At 53.3% G+C, this 23,276-nt stretch carries 19 protein-coding genes and 1 pseudogene; 13 read left to right on the top strand and 7 right to left on the bottom strand.

Annotation, left to right across the window (positions count from 1 at the left end; all coding sequences use genetic code 11):
- The 3 genes from L692_RS0119935 to L692_RS0119925 form a co-directional block, all read right to left on the bottom strand.
- On the bottom strand, positions 1 to 1,245 hold the full coding sequence (locus L692_RS0119935) for a SpoVR family protein (RefSeq protein ID WP_025701809.1): 1,245 nt from the start codon (positions 1,243 to 1,245) through the stop codon (positions 1 to 3).
- 39 nt (positions 1,246 to 1,284) lie between these two features.
- Entirely contained in the window at positions 1,285 to 2,628 is a 1,344-nt protein-coding gene (locus tag L692_RS0119930; protein WP_025701808.1) for a DUF444 family protein, read from the bottom strand.
- A gap of 208 nt (positions 2,629 to 2,836) precedes the next feature.
- Positions 2,837 to 4,738: a PrkA family serine protein kinase gene (locus L692_RS0119925; protein WP_025701807.1), complete on the bottom strand. Its 1,902-nt coding sequence runs from the start codon at positions 4,736 to 4,738 to the stop codon at positions 2,837 to 2,839.
- 506 nt (positions 4,739 to 5,244) lie between these two features.
- On the opposite strand from L692_RS0119925, the pseudogene L692_RS29555 reads away from it, so the two are divergent.
- The 4 genes and pseudogenes from L692_RS29555 (at position 5,245) to L692_RS30770 (ending at position 7,394) form a co-directional block, all read left to right on the top strand.
- Positions 5,245 to 5,581: pseudogene (locus L692_RS29555) on the top strand (PadR family transcriptional regulator).
- Positions 5,562 to 6,197, top strand: coding sequence for a DUF2812 domain-containing protein (locus L692_RS30780; RefSeq protein ID WP_025701806.1), 636 nt, complete (start codon positions 5,562 to 5,564; stop codon positions 6,195 to 6,197). Before L692_RS29555 ends, L692_RS30780 begins: the two are co-directional and overlap by 20 nt.
- A gap of 307 nt (positions 6,198 to 6,504) precedes the next feature.
- Positions 6,505 to 7,041: a helix-turn-helix domain-containing protein gene (locus L692_RS30775; RefSeq protein WP_051503544.1), complete on the top strand. Its 537-nt coding sequence runs from the start codon at positions 6,505 to 6,507 to the stop codon at positions 7,039 to 7,041.
- Positions 7,042 to 7,064: 23 nt separating this feature from the next.
- The gene (locus tag L692_RS30770; RefSeq protein ID WP_051503543.1) at positions 7,065 to 7,394 is read left to right on the top strand and encodes a transposase; all 330 of its coding nucleotides are present in this window, start codon (positions 7,065 to 7,067) and stop codon (positions 7,392 to 7,394) included.
- A 320-nt stretch (positions 7,395 to 7,714) separates the two neighbouring features.
- Here the strand turns inward: L692_RS30770 and L692_RS0119905 are convergent, their stop codons facing one another.
- Entirely contained in the window at positions 7,715 to 8,104 is a 390-nt protein-coding gene (locus L692_RS0119905; protein WP_025701805.1) for a hypothetical protein, read from the bottom strand.
- A gap of 426 nt (positions 8,105 to 8,530) precedes the next feature.
- On the opposite strand from L692_RS0119905, the gene modD reads away from it, so the two are divergent.
- The 4 genes from modD (at position 8,531) to L692_RS0119885 (ending at position 10,831) form a co-directional block, all read left to right on the top strand.
- Positions 8,531 to 9,391 carry a ModD protein gene (gene modD / locus L692_RS0119900; RefSeq protein ID WP_084463281.1) on the top strand — a complete coding sequence of 287 codons (861 nt, stop codon included), beginning with the start codon at positions 8,531 to 8,533 and terminating at the stop codon, positions 9,389 to 9,391.
- Between the two features lie 118 nt (positions 9,392 to 9,509).
- Positions 9,510 to 9,671, top strand: coding sequence for a hypothetical protein (locus L692_RS32015; protein ID WP_156940530.1), 162 nt, complete (start codon positions 9,510 to 9,512; stop codon positions 9,669 to 9,671).
- Positions 9,672 to 9,719: 48 nt separating this feature from the next.
- Complete coding sequence (locus L692_RS0119890) at positions 9,720 to 9,971, top strand: hypothetical protein (protein WP_025701803.1); 252 nt, start codon at positions 9,720 to 9,722, stop codon at positions 9,969 to 9,971.
- A 140-nt stretch (positions 9,972 to 10,111) separates the two neighbouring features.
- Complete coding sequence (locus L692_RS0119885) at positions 10,112 to 10,831, top strand: YebC/PmpR family DNA-binding transcriptional regulator (protein ID WP_025701802.1); 720 nt, start codon at positions 10,112 to 10,114, stop codon at positions 10,829 to 10,831.
- Positions 10,832 to 10,924: 93 nt separating this feature from the next.
- Here the strand turns inward: L692_RS0119885 and udk are convergent, their stop codons facing one another.
- A complete protein-coding gene (gene udk, locus L692_RS0119880; RefSeq protein WP_025701801.1) occupies positions 10,925 to 11,557 on the bottom strand; it encodes a uridine kinase in 633 nt (210 codons plus the stop codon).
- 179 nt (positions 11,558 to 11,736) lie between these two features.
- Here udk and L692_RS0119875 point away from each other — a divergent pair, with 179 nt between their 5' ends.
- The 4 genes from L692_RS0119875 to L692_RS0119860 all read left to right on the top strand — a co-directional run bounded on the left by L692_RS0119875 (position 11,737) and on the right by L692_RS0119860 (position 16,311).
- Complete coding sequence (locus L692_RS0119875) at positions 11,737 to 12,075, top strand: DsrE family protein (protein ID WP_025701800.1); 339 nt, start codon at positions 11,737 to 11,739, stop codon at positions 12,073 to 12,075.
- A 148-nt stretch (positions 12,076 to 12,223) separates the two neighbouring features.
- Complete coding sequence (gene ald / locus L692_RS0119870) at positions 12,224 to 13,357, top strand: alanine dehydrogenase (protein WP_025701799.1); 1,134 nt, start codon at positions 12,224 to 12,226, stop codon at positions 13,355 to 13,357.
- Positions 13,358 to 13,652: 295 nt separating this feature from the next.
- Positions 13,653 to 14,906, top strand: a complete 1,254-nt coding sequence (locus L692_RS0119865) for a PucR family transcriptional regulator (protein WP_025701798.1) — start codon at positions 13,653 to 13,655, stop codon at positions 14,904 to 14,906.
- 169 nt (positions 14,907 to 15,075) lie between these two features.
- Positions 15,076 to 16,311, top strand: a complete 1,236-nt coding sequence (locus L692_RS0119860; protein ID WP_025701797.1) for a Zn-dependent hydrolase — start codon at positions 15,076 to 15,078, stop codon at positions 16,309 to 16,311.
- Between the two features lie 187 nt (positions 16,312 to 16,498).
- On the opposite strand, the gene L692_RS33860 is transcribed toward L692_RS0119860, so the two are convergent.
- Positions 16,499 to 20,608, bottom strand: coding sequence for a S8 family serine peptidase (locus L692_RS33860; protein ID WP_025701796.1), 4,110 nt, complete (start codon positions 20,606 to 20,608; stop codon positions 16,499 to 16,501).
- Between the two features lie 304 nt (positions 20,609 to 20,912).
- On the opposite strand from L692_RS33860, the gene L692_RS0119850 reads away from it, so the two are divergent.
- Positions 20,913 to 21,212: a GNAT family N-acetyltransferase gene (locus L692_RS0119850; protein ID WP_084463280.1), complete on the top strand. Its 300-nt coding sequence runs from the start codon at positions 20,913 to 20,915 to the stop codon at positions 21,210 to 21,212.
- Positions 21,213 to 21,322: 110 nt separating this feature from the next.
- On the opposite strand, the gene L692_RS0119845 is transcribed toward L692_RS0119850, so the two are convergent.
- The coding region (locus L692_RS0119845) for a DEAD/DEAH box helicase (RefSeq protein WP_025701794.1) at positions 21,323 to 23,276 on the bottom strand (1,954 nt) is incomplete at its 5' end.

Below are 23,276 nucleotides of genomic sequence, written 5' to 3'. Positions count from 1 at the left end.
TTATCCTGCCAACTGCTTGCCGTCGTACATGTACGTCTTCTCCCGCCCGTCCACGATCGTCCGCAAATGCACGCTCCGGCCCCACAGCCGGTGAACGAGCGGAAGGGTGCGTTCAACGTATTTCCGGTCGAGCTCCAGTCCTTCATAGCGGTTGTTAAGCAGCAGCTCGCCCCGGCCGTGCAGGTCGTCGTCCTTGACCGTCAAGTAGGGGAACCCGCCGTTGGTCCGCGAACGGATCAGGTTATCCTTGATTTCGGCAACGTCTTTGGCCGTCACCTTGTATACCTTCTCTTCTTGCTTGAAGACGAACAGATCCATCTCTTCCGCCAGCTCTTTTGTCAAATAGTTGCGGATGAACGATACGTCCGATTCGGTCTCCCGGATTTCGAACAGCGCTTTAAGCCCCTCCTTCTTCTCAATATGCCGCAGCATCATGAGACCCAGATAGTACGGATTGATCCGTCCCGGGGAAGGCTGGATGACGCCTGCGTTCATTTTGGCAAACTCGACAATTTCCGAATCGCTGAGGTCAAGCTCGCGGACAAGCTTCAAATGCCAGTAGCTGGCCCAGCCCTCATTCATAATCTTCGTCTCCATTTGCGGCCAGAAATAGAGCATTTCGGCGCGGAGCATATACAGGATTTCCCGCTGCCATTCCTCCAGATACCGGCTGTGCCCCGCGATATAGCCGATCACATCCTTCACTCCCCCGTCCGCCTCGCGGAAGCCCTCGGACCTGCCGAACCGCACGAATGGATCAACGTGCTCCTGAATGGCGATGCCTGCGTCCAGAAAGTTCTCGACTTCGTCCGAGCCGTATTCATGGCTGAACCGCTCGATGCGGTCGGCGAATACGGCCATGCGTTCGACCATCTGCCGGTCTGTACCCGCGAACATGGCGTTATTCTTGAAGAAATCGCTGTGCCCGAGCACATGCGCCACAATCAGCTTGTTCTGAAGCAGCGTATTGCTGTCCAGCAGAAACGCATAGCAGGGATCGGAGTTAATCACCAGCTCGTAAATTTTGCTCAGGCCATGGTCGTATTCCGTCTTCATCCGCTGATACGCCTTGCCGAAGCTCCAATGCGCGAACCGGGTCGGCATGCCGTAAGCTCCGATGGAATACAGCACCTCGGCCGGGCATACCTGATAGCGCATCGGGAAGAAGTCGAGCCCGTGCTCCAGCGCAAGCTCCGTCAGGCGCCCCGCCGCCTGCTCCAATTGTTCCGCTTCTTGATCGATCATAAGCGCCGTCTCCTCCTGACGTTATAGATTTCGATGCCTTTAGCTTGCCGCCACCTCATCGCCGAAGAACGCCTTCAACGTCTTGAACACATCTTCCTTTTCCTTCAGAATCGCCTGAACAAAGGCAGGGGAGTTCAGACCCGCGAGCGACTCCCATAGCCGCTTGCTGCCGTAGATATGCTGGCGGATTTCACCATAGCCGAGCATGTTGACCTTCTCCAGCAGATCGCCCGCCAGCTTCATGGTTGCGGGGTTGTCGCTGTCGAGATTATCTCCGTCCGAGAAGTGAAAGGCGTAGGCGTTATACTGGCCCGGAGGATAGTCCGCATCCAGAATGGCATGCGCAAGCTCGTATACCGAGGAGCATTTCGTTCCGCCGCTCTCTCCTTTGCGGAAGAAGGAGTCCTCGTCCACTTCTTTCGCCTCCGTGCAGTGAGACAGGAAACGGATCTGCACATTCTCGTACTTGGTCCGCAGGAAGCGGACCATCCAGAAGAAGAAGCTGCGGGCCACGTACTTCTCGAAGCTGCCCATCGATCCGGATGTGTCCATCATGGCCAGCACGACGGCCGAGGACTGGGGCTTGCGGATATCCTCCCATGTCTTGAACCGCAGATCGTCGCCGATAATCGGGCCAAGGACGGGAACCCCGGCGCCTGAATCCGGGATGTAGCTAGTGCCGCCAGCCGAGTGAAGTCCAAGGGTCAGTCCGAGCTGCGCCGCAGTTCCGGCCAGATCACTCGTGCCTGAACTCGGGACTTCTCCGGCAGTCCCGCCCCCGGCGTCGCCGTAATCGCTCTCCGATTCCGACCATGCCGCCGCGCCTGACAGTCCGCCGCTCAGCGCCTGGCGCTTGATCGCCTCGAACAGCGTGCGCTTCTTGTCGACGTTCGAGATCATGCCCTGCTTGCGGACGTCCTCGAACCGGACGTCTTCGACGGTCAGGTCGGGAGCGGCCTTGGGCTTCAGCTTCGGCAGCTTCAAATCCTCGAACACAAGCTCGGCAAGCTCGTCAATCGTCAGCTCCGCCTCGTAATAATCGGCGCCCGGCTGATCGCCCGCTTCGCGTCCCTTGCCCGGCCCCGCCGCCTCGCCGTCTCCCGCCTTGCCGATGATATCCCCGACCTGGGTGCCGCCCTGTCCCTGACCAACCTGAGGCTTGTCCTGGGTGTTGTAGCGGAACTTCGGCTCGTCCAGGCTGCGGATTGGAACCTTGATCACTTTATCGCCCTGGGGCATTATAATCGACTCTTCGCTGACTAGGTCGGCGAGATTTTCACGAATCGCTTCCTTTACTTTGCGCTTGTGACGCTCCTGGTCGATTTCTCCCTTGCGGTGCAGCGACCAGTCGTCGCGCGCGATCACGAACAATCGCTTGTCCATGCCGCCCACCTCCCGGAATAAATGGTTTTCTAACCTGAAAAAGCAGCAGCTCCGGCTTGCAATCGTACAGACATGAAAAAAGGAAAAGGGGCGTACGGCCATTTCGGCCGTCACCCGCAGGCTGGATACGGGAAGGGATTCCAGGCAAACTTGCCCTCCCGATTATCGATTCAGCAATCTGAAACGGCTCCGAAACTGACTTGCCTCGTCACCGATTCAGCAAACTACCCACGTATTTCATCAGCTCGTTGGCGCAGGTGGCGCAGTAGCCGTGATGGTCGATCAGGCGCCGCGAGACCTCGTTCATGCGCTTGAGCTGGCTCTCGTCGGGGTTGATCGTCGAGGTCGTAATCTTGATGACGTCTTTCAGGTCAGCGAACAGTTTTTTCTCAATGGCATCCTTCAGCGGCTCATGCGAGGTGTACTCGAACTGTCTGCCGCGCCGGGCGAACGACGAGATTTTGATCAGAATTTCTTCGCGGAACGCCCGCTTCTGATTCTCGGTGACTCCAATTTGCTCCTCGATGGAGCGCATCAGCTTCTCGTCGGGATCATGCTCCTCGGAGGTGATCGGGTCCTTGATCTTGTGTCCGCTGCAGTAGGCCTCGACATTGTCGAGATAATTGTTGAGCATCGTGTGGGCCGATTCCTCGAACGAGTAGACGAAAGCGCGCTGCACTTCGGTCTTCGCTTTATGGTCGTATTCCTTGCGGGCCTGTGTAATCAGATTCATCAGCCGCTCGCGTTCTTCCTTAGAGATCGAAGGGTGCTGATCGAGCCCCTCTTTGAGGGAGCGGAGCACATCCAGTGCGTTGATGCAGGACTTCCCGCCTTTGATCAGCGCGCTGGAAATGCGGTTGATGACATAACGGGGGTCAACCCCGGACATGCCCTCGTCGGGATGCTCCCGCCGCAGCTCGTCCACATCGCCCTTCTTCACGCCGTCGACTTCGACGCCATCGTAGAGGTACATTTTTTTGACAAGATCAATGCCGGGCTTTCTTGGTTCTTTGAGACGGGACATCACCGTAAAGACAGAGGCGGCAAAGAGCGCTCCGGGAGCAAGATGAACCTGATTGTTCAGGCCCGAGGCGTCTACAAGCTTGCGGTAAATCCGTTCTTCCTGGCTGGCTTTCAGATTATAGGGTATACGCATGACAATCATGCGGGAGTGGAGGGCTTCATTCTTCTTATTGGAGATAAATGCGCGGTATTCGGTTTCGTTCGTATGAGCTATGATCAGTTCGTCGGCGGAGATGAGCGCAAATCGTCCCGCTTTAAAATTGCCTTCCTGGGTCAATGAAAGCAAATTCCACAAAAACTTTTCATCGCATTTCAGAATCTCTTGAAATTCCATCAGGCCGCGGTTGGCCTTGTTAAGTTCGCCGTCAAAACGGTAGGCTCTCGGATCGGATTCGGAACCGTAACGGGTAATGGTGGAGAAATCGATGCTGCCCGTCAGATCGGCGATATCCTGCGATTTGGGGTCCGACGGAGCGAAGGTTCCAATTCCTGTCCGGTCGCTCTCCGAGAACAGAACCCTGACAACGGGCATGTCCTCAATCCGGCCTCCGTAATCATTTTCCAGCCTCATCCGGCAGACCGGGCAGAGATCGCCTTCGATGTGCACCCCGTATTCCTTGCGGAATTCCTCGCGCAGCTCGCGGGGGACAAGATGGAGGGGTTCCTCCTGCATCGGGCAGCCTTTAATGGCGTAGAGCGCGCCTTCGGGCGTACGTGTAAAAGATTCGAGACCATTCTTCAGCAGGGTGACAAGTGTTGATTTACCGCCGCTGACCGGACCCATGAGGAGCAACAGACGCTTGCGGACATCTAGCCGCTGGGCCGAAGGCCGGAAATATTCTTCCACGAGCAGCTGAATGGCGTCCTCAAGCCCGAACAGGGTTCCGCTGAAAAAAGCGTACTCCCGCCGGCCGTCCCCAAGCTCCGTTATACCTGCCGCCTCGATCATCCGGTAGACCAGTTCGTGCGCTGTCCCGGCGATTCGCGGATTCTCTCTAACAAGCTGCAGGTAATCGAGAAAGGAGCCTTCCCAGAAGAGATCATTCTCCTTGTCCCGATACGTTAGTAATTTTTCCAAGAACGTCATGCTTACCGCCTCCCTTTTTTAATGTCATTCGTGAAAGGTTCAAGGTGACAGATGCAGCGCTAGGTGCATAAAGGCAGCGCGTCCATTCCGACAGAGCAGTAGAGACATAGTTCTTGCTTATTTAGTTGTCTATAAAGTGTAGCATAAACTCTATCATCTAGCGACAACAAAAATGTTATACGGGAAGTAGAAACAAAGGGTAAACAGGAAGGTTCACAAAAATTTTAAATATTTTTAAGGTTTCTTTAATATACAAAATGGCATATAGATGAAAAAGTTTAGAAAAAGAGAATATGTATTCCTGTAATGTGTTGTGCAAAATAACGAAGGAGAGGGGCCAGTTGGTCATCGGTCCGCGATTAGATAAAGGCTGCAGCACAAACACTTGTGTTTTTGGTAATCGAAAAGTGCCAAAACCTCTATAATTCACTTTTTATATTTCCAAATGGAATTTACTGCATATAATATCCTATATATCGTTAAACGTAATAAGAGGAGGAGGGAACTTGGTTAATACAAAGAGTAACGCCCTAAGTGAGACCACATATTACATATTGTTAGCAACAATTCACCCATTGCACGGATATGGAATTATTAAATTCATAAATGAATTGACTAAAGGGAAAGTTAAACTTGGTCCCGGTACCCTTTATGGTGCTTTGTCAATTTTTGTTGGAAAAGAAGTGGATTTATATATTTGATGTACAAGGCGATGTAAAAAAATATAAATTAACTCCACTTGGCAGAAATGTTTTGGAGACAGAAATTGTACGTTTGCATGATTTGTATAATTTAGGCACTACTCTTTTAGAGGAGGATAGTTATGAAAAAGACGGTATTTAAGGTTTTTTTCAGTGCTTTGGAGGGGCAGGAACGGTGGTTGAATCAAATGGCTTCAGAGGGATGGAGATTACTTAATGTAAATCAATTCTTCTATACTTTTGAGAGATCAATGGACAAAAAATTTGTTTATAGGGTGGAGTTTGTTGGGAATAAGTCAAGAAGAGAGCTTGAGGATTACAAGAATTTTTTAAAACAAAATAATATTGCTACTTTCAGTAAAGGGATTAATATAGGAAAATTCTCATATGGAAGTATAAAGTGGAGACCATATGGAAATAAAGGTGGAAAATTTGCTACATCTCCTGGAACAATAAATTCAGAATTACTTATTTTAGAGAAAGAAGAAGAGGATGATAATTTTGAAATATATACAGACGAAAAAAGCAAAATAAACTATTATACGACAATACGTAGTGCATATATTTTAGCCAGCATTCTTCTGACACTCACATTTTTAATAAGTTCTCCATCACCTTTGATGCTAGTCACTCAGTATTCAGCATACAAAACTTTAGATTTTAGGATAATATTCAAAATAGTTAATTTTTTGTTTTTATTCCCGTTATTTTATAGTATCTATAGATATACAATTAAAATTTCTGAACTACAAGAATGAAATACTATCAAGCAAAAGACAAGACTTTGGATAATAACATAAAATCTACTTTTTCAGATCAAAAATCTCCGTTCTGACGAAGGTTTGAATTCGATGAAGAAGAGCGTTGCAAAAGAATTGAAAACAAATATATTGGTGGCTCGACCCGATCCGGAAAGCTGGAGCGGCATTTGACTTTAGTTCTGAAGCCTATCCTACGGATGACGTCCATCATAACCAGTTCAGTATTTTGAGCTAGTGCCCCTTCTGAGATCGTACTTGGGAATACGGGTAATAACGTATAACCAAACGATTTGAGGTGAGGGTCATGACCGTATTTGTTCGTGAGTTAACGAAAGAAGAAGGGAATCGACTCGTACGGATTGCCCGCAAAGGCGCCGATCCGGTTCAGGTTCGCCGTGCCCTGCTCATCCTGGCTTCTGCACAAAAAATGAAAGTGCCGGAAATCCGCCGGCTTTACCATATCTCGGGTGAACATATCTGCCATACCATCCACCGTTTCAACGAGGAAGGCATGGACTCTCTAAAGCCCCGGTACTGCGGGGGACGTCCGCAGACGTTCACTGCGGAAGAACGGGCAAAGATTACGGAACTGGCCCAGATTCCTCCCCAGAGTGCGGGGTATCCTTTCATGAATTGGTCACTGTCCAAACTGAAGCAGGCCGTGGAAGAACGACACATCGTGTCCTCAATTTCATTGGAAACGCTCCGGGTGATCCTGAATGAAGCCAAGATTACCTACTCGAACACGAAGACCTGGAAAGCCTCAACCGATCCGGAATTTGAATCTAAAAAAAACGAATCGAAGAGCTCTACGAGAACCCTCCAGAAGACGGTCGTGTAATTTGCGTCGATGAATTTGGCCCGTTGTCTCTTCAGCCTTACAAGGGAAAGGGCTGGTTTCCTAAGCGAAGACCGACCCGGCTTCGGGCAACCTACAACCGTCCTCACGGCGTGAGGCATCTGCTGGCCGCGCTGGACCTGAAGATCGACAAGCTTTACGGACATGCTTCCAAGACGAAGAAGCACCAGGACATTCTTCGTTTCTTTCAGGTGCTGCGCCGCCGGTTTCACCGGAGCGAGCGGCTCTACCTCATCCTGGACAACTTCTCCCCGCATCATCACAAGAAAGTAAAGAAGTGGGCGTCTGAGAATAATGTAGAACTCGTGTTCACCCCACCTATGCTTCCTGGCTGAACCGAATCGAATGTCATTTTGGACCCCTTCGGAAGTTTGTCCTGGAAGGCAGTGACTTTGCCAAACACCAAGAACTCGGACTAGCCATTCAGGCGTATCTTCGCTGGCGAAACAAGAACAAACGCAAGGCCATTATTTTACGAGAGCAAAACAAGATCAAGGTTGTCTGAAGGGGCACTAGATTGAAATTGCTAAAAACCCCACTGACCATTTTGACCGGTGGGGTTTAGAAGATTGGTATATCCATTAATTTGGTTGCAAATAATTAGGTAAGTATTCTCTAATCTTTAGTTCTATAACTAGAAAAAAATCAATGGTTATTAATAAGTAACATAGAATGTTCCTGAGAAACTTGAAGATACATAAATTTTGTGGTAGCCATATAATTGTGTGTGTATTGTACCTGAACCTATTATTTCTCCTAAATAAATATAAGAACCATATTGGTCGATAGCATAAACTACAAAATTACCACCACTAGGAGCAGTAACTCCAACCGTAACAACTCCATTCATATATATATCCGTAGTAGGGTCTCCGACTAACCCATAAATTGTTCCTTGCGTTGTAGCAATTCCATTTGATGCCTGAACTTCCTGTGCCGGAGTGCTATTAGTAACGGCTTCGTCAGCGAAAGCAGCTTGTATAGGTGTTAGGAGAATAGCCATGGTAGAAAGCCCTGCAATTACTGTTTTTTGATATTTTTTCACAATTAAACATCTCCTCTAGTAATTAAGTTGAAATAAAAAGCTCTTACCATAAAAAATTGTGCATGTGCATAAGATGTGGAAACAATTTCACCCCTTCTACAACAATATTTTTCTTACAACAACAAGAATACAATTTTTGACATGGAAAAACAAGTATTTTAATCTATACAAATGACATATTGAAGAAAAATTTAGAAAAAAATCTTCTCCACCCGTATTGTGTATGAAAAGTGACAAGGGGGGAGCAAGTGTAAAACCGGTTTTTGCAGCGATGGATAACCCGCCCTATGAGTTTCTTCATTTGTAGAAGACGCAATAACGAATACAATTAGCGCCATATCTACTTACAATATTAAGGTTGGCGAATGAGCTGTTCCGAGGCAGCATAGGCGTACATAGATGAAGCGCTCACGCCTGAACAGGAGGATGAAGCAATTGATTTACATTTCCGATGAAGCGATCGACCGGATGATCAGGGAGGATGTTCCGTACGTCGATCTGACGACCTGGGCGCTGGATATCGGCGGATCGCCGGGAACCATCGAGTATTTCTCCAGAGAGCATGCGGTGCTGTGCGGGACCGAAGAGGTGCTGCGCATGTTCGCCAAGCTGGGGGTGACGCCCGTTTCAAGTCTACCGTCGGGAACGGCGGTTGAGCCCGGGCAGGTATATCTGTCTGGAAAAGGTACGGCTGAGTCGCTGCATATGGCCTGGAAGGTTACGCAAAATTTGCTGGAATGCTGCTCCGGCATCGCCACCAAGACAAAACGGATCGTCGACAAGGTGAAGGCGGTTAATCCGAATGTCTCGGTAGCGAGCACGAGAAAGAGCTTTCCCGGCACCAAGGCGATGAGCGTCAAGGCGATTCTGTGCGGCGGCGCCGCGCCCCATCGTCTGGGACTGTCCGAGACCGTGCTCGTCTTCAAGGAGCATGCGAATTTCTGCGGCGGGCCAAACGCCTTCGTGGAACGGATCGGCGAGCTGAAGTCCAGGGTCCCGGAGAAAAAGCTGGTCGTTGAGACGGACTCCATGGAATACGGCCTTCGTCTGTGCCGTGCCGGGGTGGACTGCCTGCAGTTCGACAAGCTCCCCCCGGATGTGCTGCTTGCGGGCAGCGCGGAGCTTCGGGCGGCGAACCCGAATGTGGTGCTGCTTGCGGCGGGAGGCATCGACGAGCATAATGCCGAAGCTTACGCGGCAGCTGGCGTCGATGTGCTGGTGACGACGAGCCTGTTCTTCGCGAAGCCGCTGGATATGAGCGTCAGGCTGCTTCCGGACGTGAAGTAAGGGGACTTAAGACAATTCTGCCCAGTTTTGCGGCAAGCAAGCGGGTGCATGTTCCTGGCCTAAAGGGGTATTTCATGGCTGTGGCTGTGGAATACCTTTTTTCAGCTGCGTTTCGAATATGCACTATAATACGTTTCCTCCAATCCGCCAGGATGCGGCGGCCTGGTTGGAGCGGCTGAGAGGCCAAGGCCATTCCGGAACGGTGCTGAAGCCGGGTGAATCCTGCGATTTGAGACAGACGGATGCAGCCGCACCGAGCGGGAGCCCTTCCGTGGAATAAGCGGCTATCTGTGCGTATGAAAATGTAATTCTATACCGGAGGTTCATCATGCTCTCCACCGAGAAGCAGATTGTTTATCTGATATCCTGCGCTTCCGTCATCGAGGTTGGAGCTTCGTTTGTCCAGTCCTTTAACCAAAAGCCCGAGCTATCGGCAAAAGAATGGGACCGGAAATGGCAGCTCGTCACGTTTGAATTTCCCGATGGATTACGGAAGCGCCGCCAAATGTTCGCCTTTATGCGGCGGATTGGCAGCTCCCTGCCGCCCAGTTCCGTTTACCGGAAATATGTGCGGCTATAGCCGGGGGTTATTCACAGGATTTTCAATTTGACAAGCCGGAAGCCCTCCTTATTTGCCCTGCTCCCCCTTTAAGAGATATACTGGGAGGAGTATAATATAAAGGACTGCGTTTAATCACTGTTGAAAGAGAGCGATAAAGTATGGGCCGTAAGTGGAATAATATTAAGGAAAAGAAGGCATCCAAGGACGCCAACACAAGTCGTATATATGCAAGATTCGGGCGTGAAATTTATGTAGTGGCCAAGCAGGGCGAACCGGACCCGGAATCGAACCGGGCGCTGAAGGTCGTGCTGGAGCGCGCCAAGACTTACAATGTTCCGAAGGCGATCATTGACCGCGCGCTTGAGAAGGCGAAGGGCAATTCGGACGAGACTTACGACGAGCTTCGCTACGAGGGCTTCGGACCGAACGGATCGATGATTATCGTCGACGCGCTGACGAACAATGTCAACCGCACCGCCTCCGAAGTGCGCGCCGCATTCAGCAAGAACGGCGGCAGCCTGGGCGTCAGCGGATCGGTCAGCTATATGTTCGATTCGACTTCGGTTATCGGTCTGGTCGGCAAGAGCGCAGAGGAAGTGCTGGAAATTCTGATGGAAGCGGACGTGGACGCGCGCGATATTCTGGAAGAGGATGAAGCCGTCATTGTGTACGCTGAGCCGGATCAGTTCCATGCCGTGCAGGAAGCGTTAAAGACTGCGGGCGTAACCGAATTTACGGTTGCCGAGCTGACGATGCTTCCCCAGAACTATGTGGCGATACCGGAAGATTCCCAGGCGCAGTTCGAGAAGCTGATTGATGTGCTGGAGGACCTGGAAGATGTGCAGCAGGTGTATCATAACGTAGATTCGGAAGAATAGCCTTCTGCATAGCAGAAACGGCGGCCATCCTGAGGAGGATAGGCCGCCGTTTCTTTTTTTATAACCGCGAAATGCCCTTCCCCAATAACAGGCTTAGGCGCCGGTCCAGTCTGCGCCTGTCAAATATTTTTCGGTCAGGACGGACAGCAGCTGAATGCCCACCTCGTTCTGCCCGCCCTCGGGAATAATCAGGTCGGCGTATTTCTTGGACGGCTCGATAAACGCTTCATGCATCGGTTTGACCGTCGTTAAATATTGCTGATGAATCGACTGGATGGTGCGGCCGCGTTCCTCGATATCCCGCAGAACCCGGCGCAGAATGCGGACATCGGGGTCGGTGTCGACGAACACTTTGATGTCAAGCAGCCCGCGCAGGTTCTCGTCGTACAGCACATGCAGCCCTTCGATGATGACGATATTGTTCGGAAGCAGCTCGACCGTATCCTCCATGGAACGGGTGTGAACGGTAAAGTCGTACACCGGCGCATGAGCAGGTTTCCCCGCTCGAAGGAGCTTCAAATGCTTGATCAAAAGCTCGTTGTCGAAGGCGAACGGATGGTCATAATTGATCGCCTCGCGCTCGGCAAGGCTGAGATGCGAATGGTCTTTATAATAATTATCCTGAGAGATAAAGGTGACCTTGCCTGAACCGAGACGGTCGATGACAGAGCGGGCCACCGTCGTTTTGCCTGAGCCTGTTCCGCCGGCAATTCCTATAATAAGCATAGCGTTTTCATAAACCTCCCCAACAAATTCCCTTTGCCAATTCCAGTATTGTAGCACAGCGGCCTTGATTTTTCACCTTGTCCCGATGAATTCGGAATAGAAGTAAGGATTGTTATATACAATTTACACCAACATAAGTATGATAAGCGCATACATTTCATTAAGAAAGGATGAAGAAGATGAATGGCAAAATTATTTTTCTTACGACAGACAGTATGGGGAGCGGGGATACCCGGCTTGGAGAACAACTGCTGGAAACGTATTTCACGCTTCTCAAACAGCAGGAGCAGCTTCCGGCCGCCGTATTCTGTGTGAACCGGGGCGTGCTCGCGCTGACGGGCAAATCAATGGCTTCCCTCCATTTAAAGGAGCTGGCCGACCGCGGGGTTCCGGTGCTGGCCTGCGGCACCTGTGTGAACTACTACGGGCTGAGCGATCAGCTGTATGCGGGTGAAGTTTCGAGCATGGGACATTTCATCGAGCTGTCCGCGCAGTATGAGGTGATCACGATATCCTAGACCAGAAGCTTCCATAGGGATTGACCGCTCATTGTGATAAAACACAATCATGGCAGATAAAGTTTTAAATTTTCACCAATTGGCAAGCCTGCAATGTATGTTATCATTCTTTACATAGAGGACATTGACCAGACAGGAGATGTTAAGAATGATCATCGGAATCCCTAAGGAAATCAAAAATAATGAGAATCGGGTTGCTATTACCCCTGCCGGAGTAGTCAGCTTTGTTAAAGAAGGTCACACGGTACTGGTAGAGAAGGGCGCAGGCCTGGGCAGCGGCTTCCTTGATGAAGAATACAAGGAAGCCGGAGCGGAATTGATCGGCGAAGTCGAGAAGGTGTGGAGCAGCGCCGAAATGGTCATGAAGGTGAAAGAACCGCTGGAGAGCGAATACGGCTATTTCCGTCCAGGTCTCGTACTGTTTACTTACCTTCATCTCGCTCCGGAGCCTGCTCTGGCCAAGGCGCTGAAAGAAAAAGGCGTATTCGCCATCGGCTATGAGACGGTTACCGAAGGCCGAACGCTGCCGCTGCTGACGCCGATGAGCGAAGTGGCCGGACGGATGTCCGTTCAATTGGGCGCTCAATTCCTGCAAAGAAACTATGGCGGCCAAGGCATTCTGCTGGCCGGCGTTCCCGGCGTAAGCAGAGGCAAGGTCAGCATCATCGGCGGCGGCGTTGTCGGCACGAACGCGGCCAAGATGGCAATTGGCCTTGGAGCGGACGTTACCATCGTCGATCTGAGCGCTGACAGATTGCGTCAGCTTGACGATATTTTCGGCGCACAAATCAATACGCTGATCTCGAATCCGTACAACATCGCCAAGGCGGTTGCCGAAGCGGATGTGCTGGTAGGCGCCGTGCTCATTCCGGGCGCGAAAGCTCCGAAGCTCGTCACGGAAGAAATGGTGAAGACGATGAAGCCCGGCTCAGTTATCGTCGACGTGGCTATCGACCAAGGCGGCATCGTGGAGACTATCGACCATGTGACGACGCATGACGATCCTGTATTCGAGAAGCACGGCGTGCTGCATTATTCGGTAGCCAACATGCCTGGCGCTGTCGCGAAGACCTCGACCATTGCCCTGACGAATGTTACGGTTCCTTATGCGCTGCAAATTGCGGGCAAGGGCGCGCTGAAGGCCGTACAAGAAAATGAAGGTCTGCTGAACGGCGTCAATATCGCCAATGGCAAGATCACCTGTAAGGCCGTGGCCGACGCGCTCGGTGAGGAGTATTTCACGGTAGCCCAAGCGATGTCGCAGGAATCTACCCTGATCTAAATTAGATGAAGAGTCGGCTAATAGATGATAAAGACGATTCCCAATGAAGAAGAGAACCCCAATCGCTCATGGAACAGTGCCCATTTATTTGGGACTGTTCTTTTTGTGCTGAAAGTTCCCGGGTTCGGTCAACGAAGTAATCATGATGTGTCATATTATCTATCATATCATTCTTGCGCCTATAGCCAGCAAGGACGAAGCATACTATAATGAAAAAACCCAAAGAAATCCGATGAACCAAAACATCTCATAATACGTGCAGGTCTTGGCTATTCTGAAGGCTGGAGTGGAAGCAATGGCAGAAACAGGCGTAATCTTTGACCGTTTTTTTGACAGTATGGAGTCTCTGGCGGATACGATCAGCGAATCGCTGCAATCCCAGGTGACCATTGAAGACGACAAGCATCATGTCATCGGCTACAGTTCCCATCAATTTGAAAGCGATCCTGCCCGGATCTCGACGATTATCGGCAAGCGCGTCCCCGACTCCGTCATTATCGGCTTGCGCAAGAAGGGCATTATGCGCCAGCTGGAGAATACACCGCATCCCATCCGGATATCGGGTGTAATGGAGGTGGGGCTGGGACCCCGTCTGGCGATGTGCATCAAGCACCAGAAGGAAGTTCTCGGCTATATCTGGGTGGTCGATGCAGGCAATCTGGCGGAGGGCTACGCTGAGAGCGTTGTGGAAAAAGCGGCGCAGATCGCCGCGCGCTACCTGCTGAAGCAGCGGGGCTGGAAGACGAAGCAGACCCGGGCGCAGGAGGATTTCTTCTGGAAGCTGCTGACCTCGCATTACGGGACAGAGCAGGATATCAAGCGGGATGCGGAGGACGATCACATCATGCTGCCGCCCGGATATTTTATCGGCGTATTTGAGCCTGAACAGGCGGTGGACGACCATTTTCTGTTCAAATTCCGGCAGACGGCCGAAGGGTATTCCGGTGTCTCGCTGGTGTTCATGACAACGGAGCATAACCGGATTATTATTCTGTTTTCCTTTCTTTTTTCCATAGATGGCACTCAGGCGCTGTCCTCCTTTATGCAGCTGCTTGTCGGGCAAATGGGCAAGAGTGAAGGCTACCGGATATCCGGGGGATGCAGTCTTTATTACGGGGAGTATCTCTCTGCGGCTGTCGCCTATACGGAGGCCATGTCGATTGTCGAGGTCAAGCGTCTGCTGCCTTTCCAGGCCCGGGAGCTGCTGCTCTATGAGGATATGGGGTTTTGGGCGCATATTCCGGCGATTATGGAGCAGAAGCGGAGCCGGGGCCGCAGAAGTCCTCTGCTGAATCCGCTGAAGGAGCATGACCGGGTGCACAAGACCGATTTTGTCAAGACCGTCGCCGTCTATCTGTCGTTTAACGGTAATTTGAAGGAGTCCGCCGCTTTTTTGCATATTCATACGAATACCTTAATGTACAGGCTGAACCGGATCGCCGAAATTACGGGGAAGAACCTGAAGGATACCCATTACCGCTTCTCGATCTATCTGGATATTTTGACGGAAGAGACCCGGCACTTGAACCAGTGGTTTGCGGAAGGTTGATGGAAGGTGTGGCGGATAAGCGAATGAAATGGCAGAAAATATATACATGGATGTAACATAAACCGGGCATTACTGCGCCAATCTTATTACAATCTGTACAATGAAAAGAGAGGATACGGGTCGTAACATAGTGTGTAGGAACGACCAGATCATGGACGGAGGGATAAGAATGCAGACGCAAAACCTGTTCGTTAACGGAGCCCGGCTGAAGGATACCATCGAGGCATTTGCCGATTTCGGGCGTACGCCCGCGAACGGCGTCACCCGGTTGAGCTTAAGCGAAGAGGACATCAAGGTGCGGGAGTACTTCCGTTCTTGCTGCGAAGAGCTGGGCATGACGGTCAAAGTGGATGATATGGGCTGTATGTATGCGACGCTGGAAGGCGCCGAGGATAAGCCTCCGATCGTTATGGGCTCCCATATGGACAGCGTGGTGAAAGGCGGACGGTTCGACGGCATTCTCGGCGTGATTACGGGTCTTGAGGTTGTCCGGACTCTGGTGGACCATGGCATCAAGCCGCGCATTCCGGTGACGGTTATGAACTTCACGAACGAGGAAGGCGCGCGGTTCGAGCCTTCGATGATGGCGTCCGGCGTGCTGTCGGGCAAATTCGATAAAGAGGTTATGCTGAAGAGCAAGGACCCGGAGGGGGTAACCTTCGGGGAGGCGCTGAAGGCCAGCGGATACGAAGGAGAGACCCGGAACCGCATCAAGGAAGCGACCGCTTATCTGGAGCTGCATATCGAGCAGGGGCCCGTGCTTGAAAGCGAGGGCCTGTCCATCGGGCTTGTCGACTGTGTGGTTGGCATGGTCTGTTACGAAATTGAAGTCACCGGGGAATCCAATCATGCCGGAACGACGCCGATGGGGATGCGGAATGACGCGTTCTTCGCCGCTACCGAGCTGGTGACAGAGCTGCGGAGCAAGCTGGGCGGGCTGGATTCCGAGCTGGTCTATACGATGGGCCGGGTCAATGTGTATCCCAATATTCACACGGTCATCCCGAATAAAGTTGTCTTCACCGTCGAGGCCCGGCACAAGAATGAAGGGGTCATCGCCGAGGTGGAGTCGATCATTCACTCGCTTTCGGAAACGCAGGGAGGCTGCTCTGTAACGAAGAAGAAACTGTGGGGCCGAGATACGGTCTGGTTCGACGAGCGGGTATGCGGCGTGATTGAAAGCTCGGTGAAGTCCCTTGGATATTCCCATAAGAAAATAGCCAGCGGCGCGGGGCATGACGCCCAGTTCGTCGCAAGCTATTTGCCGTCGGCCATGATCTTCGTCCCCAGCGTGAAGGGCAAAAGCCACTGTGAAGAAGAGCTGACTTCTTATGAGGACTGCGAAAAAGGCGTCAACGTCATGCTGGAGACGGTGCTGACGCTGCTGGCGGATAGCGGGGAGTAAGCTTTGGAGGAAGTCGCGTTTCACTTTACGCGCAGTTTATATGGCAGGAGGCTGTTCCCCCGGGGTCTGCGGGACCCCATGGTGGCAGCCTCCTGTTTGAGTTGTGTTCCAAGCTTAAGAGGTTCAGGACAAGCGAACGGGCCGGTCAAGGAGTGGTCCTTGATCGGCCCGTTGCCGTTAAAGCGGATTATTCAGCCAGTCCAGCCTTGACCAGCAGTTGACGAAGTGTAGTTGCAATCGTCTCGCGGGTCGCTGGCGCGGCAGGATTAAATACCGAACCCGAATCGCCGCCAATGATGCCCGCAGCGGACAGGGACTGAACGCTGTCCTTCGCGTAGCTTGCAATCTTGGCGCTGTCGGAATAGGAAGTGAAGGCAGGAACTGCGGCGGTCAGCTCGATACCGGCCAGCTTCACGGCTCTATCCAGAATAACGGCCACTTCCTGACGGGAGACATGGGCCTTCGGCGCGAATTTGCCGCCCCCGACACCCAGAATCAGTCCGGCCTTCGTAGCAGCCGCAATATCGCTTGCATACCAATCGGATGCTTTTACATCGGTAAAGGCTATAGGTGCGTCGGTGCGCAGACCGAGCGCGCGTGCGAGCAATGCTGTGAATTCGGCGCGGGTCAGGTTGCTCTTCGGCGAGAAGGTCGTTGCCGAGGTGCCCCGGAAGATCAGCTTGTTAGCCAGCGCCGTGATGTCCGAAGCCGCAAGCGATGCCGCGATATCGGTGAACGTTGCCGGTCGGCTTACAGCGGCATAGACCGAGAAGCCCGGACGATTAACGGTAACCAGCGTCGTTCCGTCCGCTTGCGCCTTGAATACGGAAGATACCGGAGTGATCTTGCCATTCTCTTCGAAGAGCACGCCGGCCGTATTCGCGGCGATGCTTCCGGGAACCGTGAACGATCTCTTGATGAACGTATTGCTAGGCACGGTCAGATACGTGCTGCCGGTTGCCGTTGTCCAGCTTCCTTCGAAGGATACCGGCGCTCCGATGACAGATGATCCGGCAGCGCTCGCCGTGAATGTGCCCGCTTCTTCCGAAGCCGGCTTAATGGACAGATCGAAGGCTGCGCCCGCAGGAGCGCCGCTCAGCAGCGTTACCGGCAGAGAAACCGCGGCATCCTTCGTGCTGACGATGACTTTGCTGCCGGAAGGGATGCCCGTCAGCAGCTTCACCTGATCTGCGGTCAGGCTGACCTTGGCGGCTGAGCCGCTAACCGACGGCGCCGAAATGATGACGGCATTATGGTCGGCGGTGGCGTTGGCCAGAGCAGCCTTCAGGTCGCTGTCCGATACCGTGATGCCGGTAACGCCATTTTGCACCGTTGTCGCAGGCGTAACGGTTACCTGCTTGAAGCCCTGATCCACCAGTGAGGCGGCGGATTCAGGGATGGCTGGCGCAGCGGGGGCTAATGCACCGCCGCCACCACCACCGCCACCACCTACTGCTGTGTTATCCAGGCGGAAAGAGGTATAGCCGGTATAGAAGAAGTCTTCGTAGGGGTCAATCTTGACCGGAACCTTGCTGTTGTCCAGATCTGTTGTGGCAAGAACCTGGATTTTGTAAATGCCGTCAGTCAGGTAAGCCACGGCAGGCTTGCCTTGGGAATCCAGAACAGGATCGCCATCGCTGTTGTAAGGATGATACTCGGCGCCGATTGTCGCCGTGTAAGTTCCCGGTGTGAAATATTTATCCAGGCTTCCCGTCGTTTGCGCATCGAAATAACCAAGGGGCTTGTCATCCAGGCCGACAACGTCAACCTCGTAATAGTTGGCGTCTTCCGCCTTCAGCTTGAAGGTCAGCTTCGCTGTCTGTCCATGAGCAGGCCCAATGATTTTCTGGCTGAGCGACAGCTCCTGAACGCCTGCTCCGGTATCCGGATATTCCTTGCCGATATTGATAACGAACGGCAGATGAAGGTCCGGCTGGCCCTCTGCCTGCAAGATGATTTGACCCTGGTACGCCGAGTCCAGCTCCGCTTTCGGGTCTACATTGACATTCAATTTGAATGCCGCAGTGCTGTAAGCGGACGCCGTTACCGAAGTTTGATCCAGAACGGCGGAAACATCCGAAGGCGTGTCGTCAAACCAGTCCACGGACGCGGTGTACGTCAGGCTTTGGTTCCCTGTGTTTTTCAACTGAAGGTCCTTGACTGCCGAAGCTCCCGGAGCCAGTATTCCGAAGCTGGCGGAAGGATTATAGTTGGTGATGCTTTGCGGGTTGAAATTTTTATCCAAAATGGTAATCGGCTCCACAGACTGAAGCAGAGCTTGAGTCTTGATCGCATGCTCGACATTGGCCCGTCCTGGGCCTTGCATGTAGACGTCGTACTGGCCGTCTCCAATCACATCCGCCGTGTTGGCCAGTGCGGCGCGAATATCGAAGGGGTTCCAGTTCGGGTGCGCCTGCTTGAGCAGAAGCGCAAGACCGGCGACGTGAGGCGTTGCCATGCTTGTGCCGCTGCTGCGGTTGTAAGCTTGAGCATAGGAGGCGTCCTTGATATATTTGCCGTATGCCGGCCAGGTGGACAGAATGCCCACGCCCGGAGCCATAATGTCTGGCTTGATGCTCAGATTGCTGTCAACGTTCGGTCCCCAGGAGGTGAAGCTGGCCAGTTCGTCACCCGCCGAGATGCCCTCATGGTAATCGGAATCGAAGGTGAATTGAACGGGCTTTCCGGGATTGCCCAGAATGGCTTTGGCCAGAGAGCGTCCTTCCTTGCCTTTCAAGTCAAAGGTTGGAATATAGTCGTAATTGTCGCCAAGCGGGATATTGATGTAGTCGTCACGGTCCTTAATCTTCTCGCTCAAGTCCGCGTTGCCGTCAGCCCCTACATTGCCGTTAAAGAGGATGACAGCTCTTGCATTATGCGCCCTCGCCTTGGCGATCTTATCAACAAAAGTTAAATCGCCCCTTGATACAAGCACAACTGCTTGATTCACGTCATCGGTCGTGTAGTCCTCGTCGTCGCCAAGGTCCGCATACACCACCGGGACGGGGGCGGTTCCGATAATGCTCTTGAAGTCCTCATTGCCGAGTTGCCAAGCCATCGCACGAACCTCATTGTAGGTGGAATAGGTTGCCGTTGTCGCCGAAGCGCCGGCGATTTCCACTTTGAGATTGTTGGAGAAGGTCTTGGTTGGGCTGCTTACCGCGCCGACGGAAATAGCCAAGGGGGAAACGGCGGGCGAGCCCAAGGTGAAATAGCCGGGTCCCGCATTGCCGTTCGCGATCACGGCTACAACGCCCGACAGCACCGCGTTGTTAATGGCGATCGAGTCGGGGGAGTTGACGTCCTTCTCCGCATCGGAGCCGAGCGAAAGATTGATGACGTCCATATGATCTTTTACCGCGCGTTCAATGCCGTCAATGACCTGCGCGGACGAGCCGGACGAGGTGTTCGGATCGTCCAGATTGCGTCCAAGCACCTTGTAAGCATACAGTTCCGCACCCGGAGCCACTCCAAGCTGGGCGATTTCGCCGGCTCTGTTGAGGTACTGGCCGACAATCGTGCCGGCGACATGCGTGCCATGGTATGTGCCTTCATAGCCTGTGCCGTATACGTCTTGTTCTACGGAAACAGGAGGCTCCTCGTAAGGGTCGTCGTCATTGTAGAAGGAGTCCCAGCCGCCCTGATAGACAGGCTTGATGTCCGGATGCTCGTAATCCACGCCGGTATCGATGACGCCTACTTTGAGGCCGGAGCCGGTATAATTGTTGAGGAGCGCCCAGGTCGCGCCGATTTGATTCAGGGGAGCCATGTCGTTTTGAGGCGGCTCCGCCGTTTCGTCAAATTCCTCATCCGGCAACGTGTACCAGGTGCTGTTCTCGTAAATGGAGGTCACGCCGGAGATTTTGGCCAGTTCAGGGATTTCGTCGGCAGGGATTGTAACCTCAAAGCCGTTCAGCACGGTGTTGTACTGGTAGTTGACTTTAAGGTCCAGGCCTTCGTCCCTCGCTTTGTCAAGAACCGCGGCCTGCTGGCTGTTTACACTCGCTTCGGAGGCTGCCTTCGCCAGAGCCGAATTTCCTTGCTTCGCCGCGTATTTACCGACGGCTGCCGGCTGGCCGCTAAGCTGCACGATAACGCGGACATCGGCGGAAGATTTGGTGTTGAGCTTGGGCGAGATGTACGTTCCCGGCGAGTTATGAGTTAATGAGATGCTTTTCGATGATAGCTGTGCTTGCAAACTTCCGGCTGCAAAGGCCGCGCCCGGAATGGTTCCGGCGGTTAGTCCCAAGGCCAAAGCCGCGACGGACAGCTTGCGTGTCAATTTACCCCACTCCAAAAAAATCCCTCCCGAATGTTTTGTATACTGTTGAATTGCCCTGCCGCCTTGGTGGAGCTTATGTAGAATTCTCCTTTTCCAGTAATTCTCTTTGTATTTCCACCTAGATTAGTAGGGAAAAAGATTAAGAAGATTCTACCATCGGTAAATTGGAAAATCCAGAGAAATATTCATTTTTTTGCGATCCTATCAAATGTCAATCTATGAACGCCCGTCGAATCCTCATGTCAAATTATGAAGAAAAATGGGCGGAATGGGTAAAGTAATAGTGGAACCCAGAGGAAGCAACAAGGAGGAAAACGCCATGAACAACAAGGAAACCGATGAAATCGGCGTGATTTACAAGGAACACAACGCCTTTGTTATCCGTACGGAGGAGGGGCCGATTGGAGAAATAACCTATGTGCCAAAGGACAAGCACACCTGGGTAGCCGATCATACGTATGTGTCGCCGCGTTACCGGGGAGGGAATATAGCCCAAAGGCTGCTGGGCAGGCTCGCGGAGGAAGCGAGAGCGGAGGGGGCCAAGATTATCCCCCAGTGCTCGTATGTGAGCGTCCAGTTTAGAAGAAATCCGGAGTACGAGGATGTATGGAAGCATTAGAGGCCCTTTGGAGAACAGGCGGTTGCCGCAGAGCAGAGTCATGGATCGGAAAAAAAGAAGCCATCCCGCGTTTATACGAGGATGGCTTTCTGGCATTTCGGCCTGTAGCGTCAGGCGTATTGCCAATCGCGCCGCAGGGTGAACAGGTCCTTCAATTCTTCGGTGGACAGCTCGGTGATCCAGCCCTCCGAGCTGGTAATGATGCTGTCGCTGAGCTGCTGCTTGCTCTCCAGCATCTCGTCGATGCGCTCTTCCAAAGTTCCCAGGGCGATGAACTTATGCACCTGAACATCGCGAGTCTGGCCCATGCGGTAGGCGCGGTCCGTGGCCTGATTCTCCACGGCGGGGTTCCACCAGCGGTCGAAATGAAACACATGGTTGGCGGCCGTCAGATTCAGGCCGACGCCCCCGGCCTTGAGGGACAGGATAAATACGCCGGGCCGCTGTCCCTCTCCGGAAGAAGCCGCCGACATGCCTGGCGGCATCAGAGGCGCCTCGCGTCCGGACTGAAAGTCCTCGATCATCCGGTCCCGCGCCGATTTGGAGGTGCTTCCGTTCAGATAGAGAACGGGCTCGCGCAGCTCCTCCCGCAGCACGCGTTGAAGCATCTGTCCCATACCGACATATTGAGTGAAGATCAGGCAGCGCTCTCCCTCTTCGCGCAGCTCCTTGACCATGGCGAGCAGCCGCTCCAGCTTGGCGGAGCGTTCGATCAGCAGGCCCGTATCCGCCTGCTCTCCGGCCGCTTCATCATGCGACGGCGCTTCCTTGGTGACAAGCAGCGGATGGTCGCACAGCTGCTTGAGCCGGGTAAGCGCTGCGAGAATGGCGCCTTTGCGCTCGATGCCCTCCAGCTTGCGCATGTTATCCATCAGCTCGTTAACCGTCTGATCGTACAGTGCGGCCTGCTCGCCCGTCAGATTGACATAGGTCTTCATCTCGTTCTTGTCGGGCAGGTCAAGCTGAATGGCGGGATCTTTCTTCTTGCGGCGCAGCATGAAGGGCTTGACCAGCCTTCTGAGCTCGGCGGTCCGCCTGGCGTCGCCCTCCTTCTCGATCGGATGGATGAACCGGTTCTGAAATGCGGGCAGCGGCCCCAGAAAGCCCGGCGTAATGAAGTCGTATATCGACCATAGCTCAGCCAGCCGATTCTCGACAGGCGTACCGGTGAGCGCGATCCGGTGCAGGGCGGGGAAGCTGCGGACGGCGGACGATTGCTTGGTCTGGGCGTTCTTGATGTTTTGCGCTTCGTCGAGGCAAACCGCCGACCAGGTGAACCCGGCCAGCAGCTCCTGATCCAGCGCTGCCGTGGCGTAGGAGGTCAGCACGACATCGGTCCCGGCGGCCGCAGCAGCGAAGCTCTCCCCGCCAGGCCGTCCGCTGCCGTAATGAAGCATAACCTCAAGGGAAGGGGCGAACCGCCGCAGCTCCTTCTGCCAGTTGCCGAGCACGGATGTCGGGCAGACGATAAGCGACGGCCGCGGCCCCGCCTCGTATTGTTCCTTCAAGTGAAGCAAGTAGGAGATCAGCTGCACGGTCTTGCCAAGGCCCATATCGTCGGCCAGGCAGGCGCCCAGCCCGAAGCGCCGCAGGAGGACAAGCCAGGCATAGCCTTCAAGCTGATACGAGCGCAGCTCGGCGTTCAGGCCGGCGGGCGGATCGAGCTGCGGCAGAGTCTCTATTCCGCCAAGCTGCCCCATAAGCCCCGCGAACTGCTCGTTCAGCTCAACCTCAAGCTGCAGGCGCGCCTCCTCTTCCGGGCCGGGGGCCGCTTCAGCATCTCCCGCTTCCTCGCCGGGCTTCAGGAGATGCAGCTGCAGGACATCCTGGAAGGACAGGCCCCGCCGCTTGTCCATGCCATCCATCGCCCTGCGGATTTGAGCGAGCAGCGCCGGGTCAAGGGGAATCCACTGGCCGTGGAAGCGTACGAGACGCTCGCCCCGGGCGACCAGCGCCGCGAACTCCTCTTCCGTGAGGTCGGCGTCCCCGATGGAGATGCGCCAATCGAAGTCGATAATCGCATCCAGGCCCATCCGCGAGCGGCCGCTCCGGTTCTCGCTCTCC

Source organism: Paenibacillus forsythiae T98 (assembly GCF_000520735.1).
Lineage (GTDB): Bacteria > Bacillota > Bacilli > Paenibacillales > Paenibacillaceae > Paenibacillus_AQ > Paenibacillus_AQ forsythiae.
The sequence above is the reverse complement of the archived record's forward strand: the minus strand, read 5'-3'. Positions and strand labels throughout refer to the sequence as shown.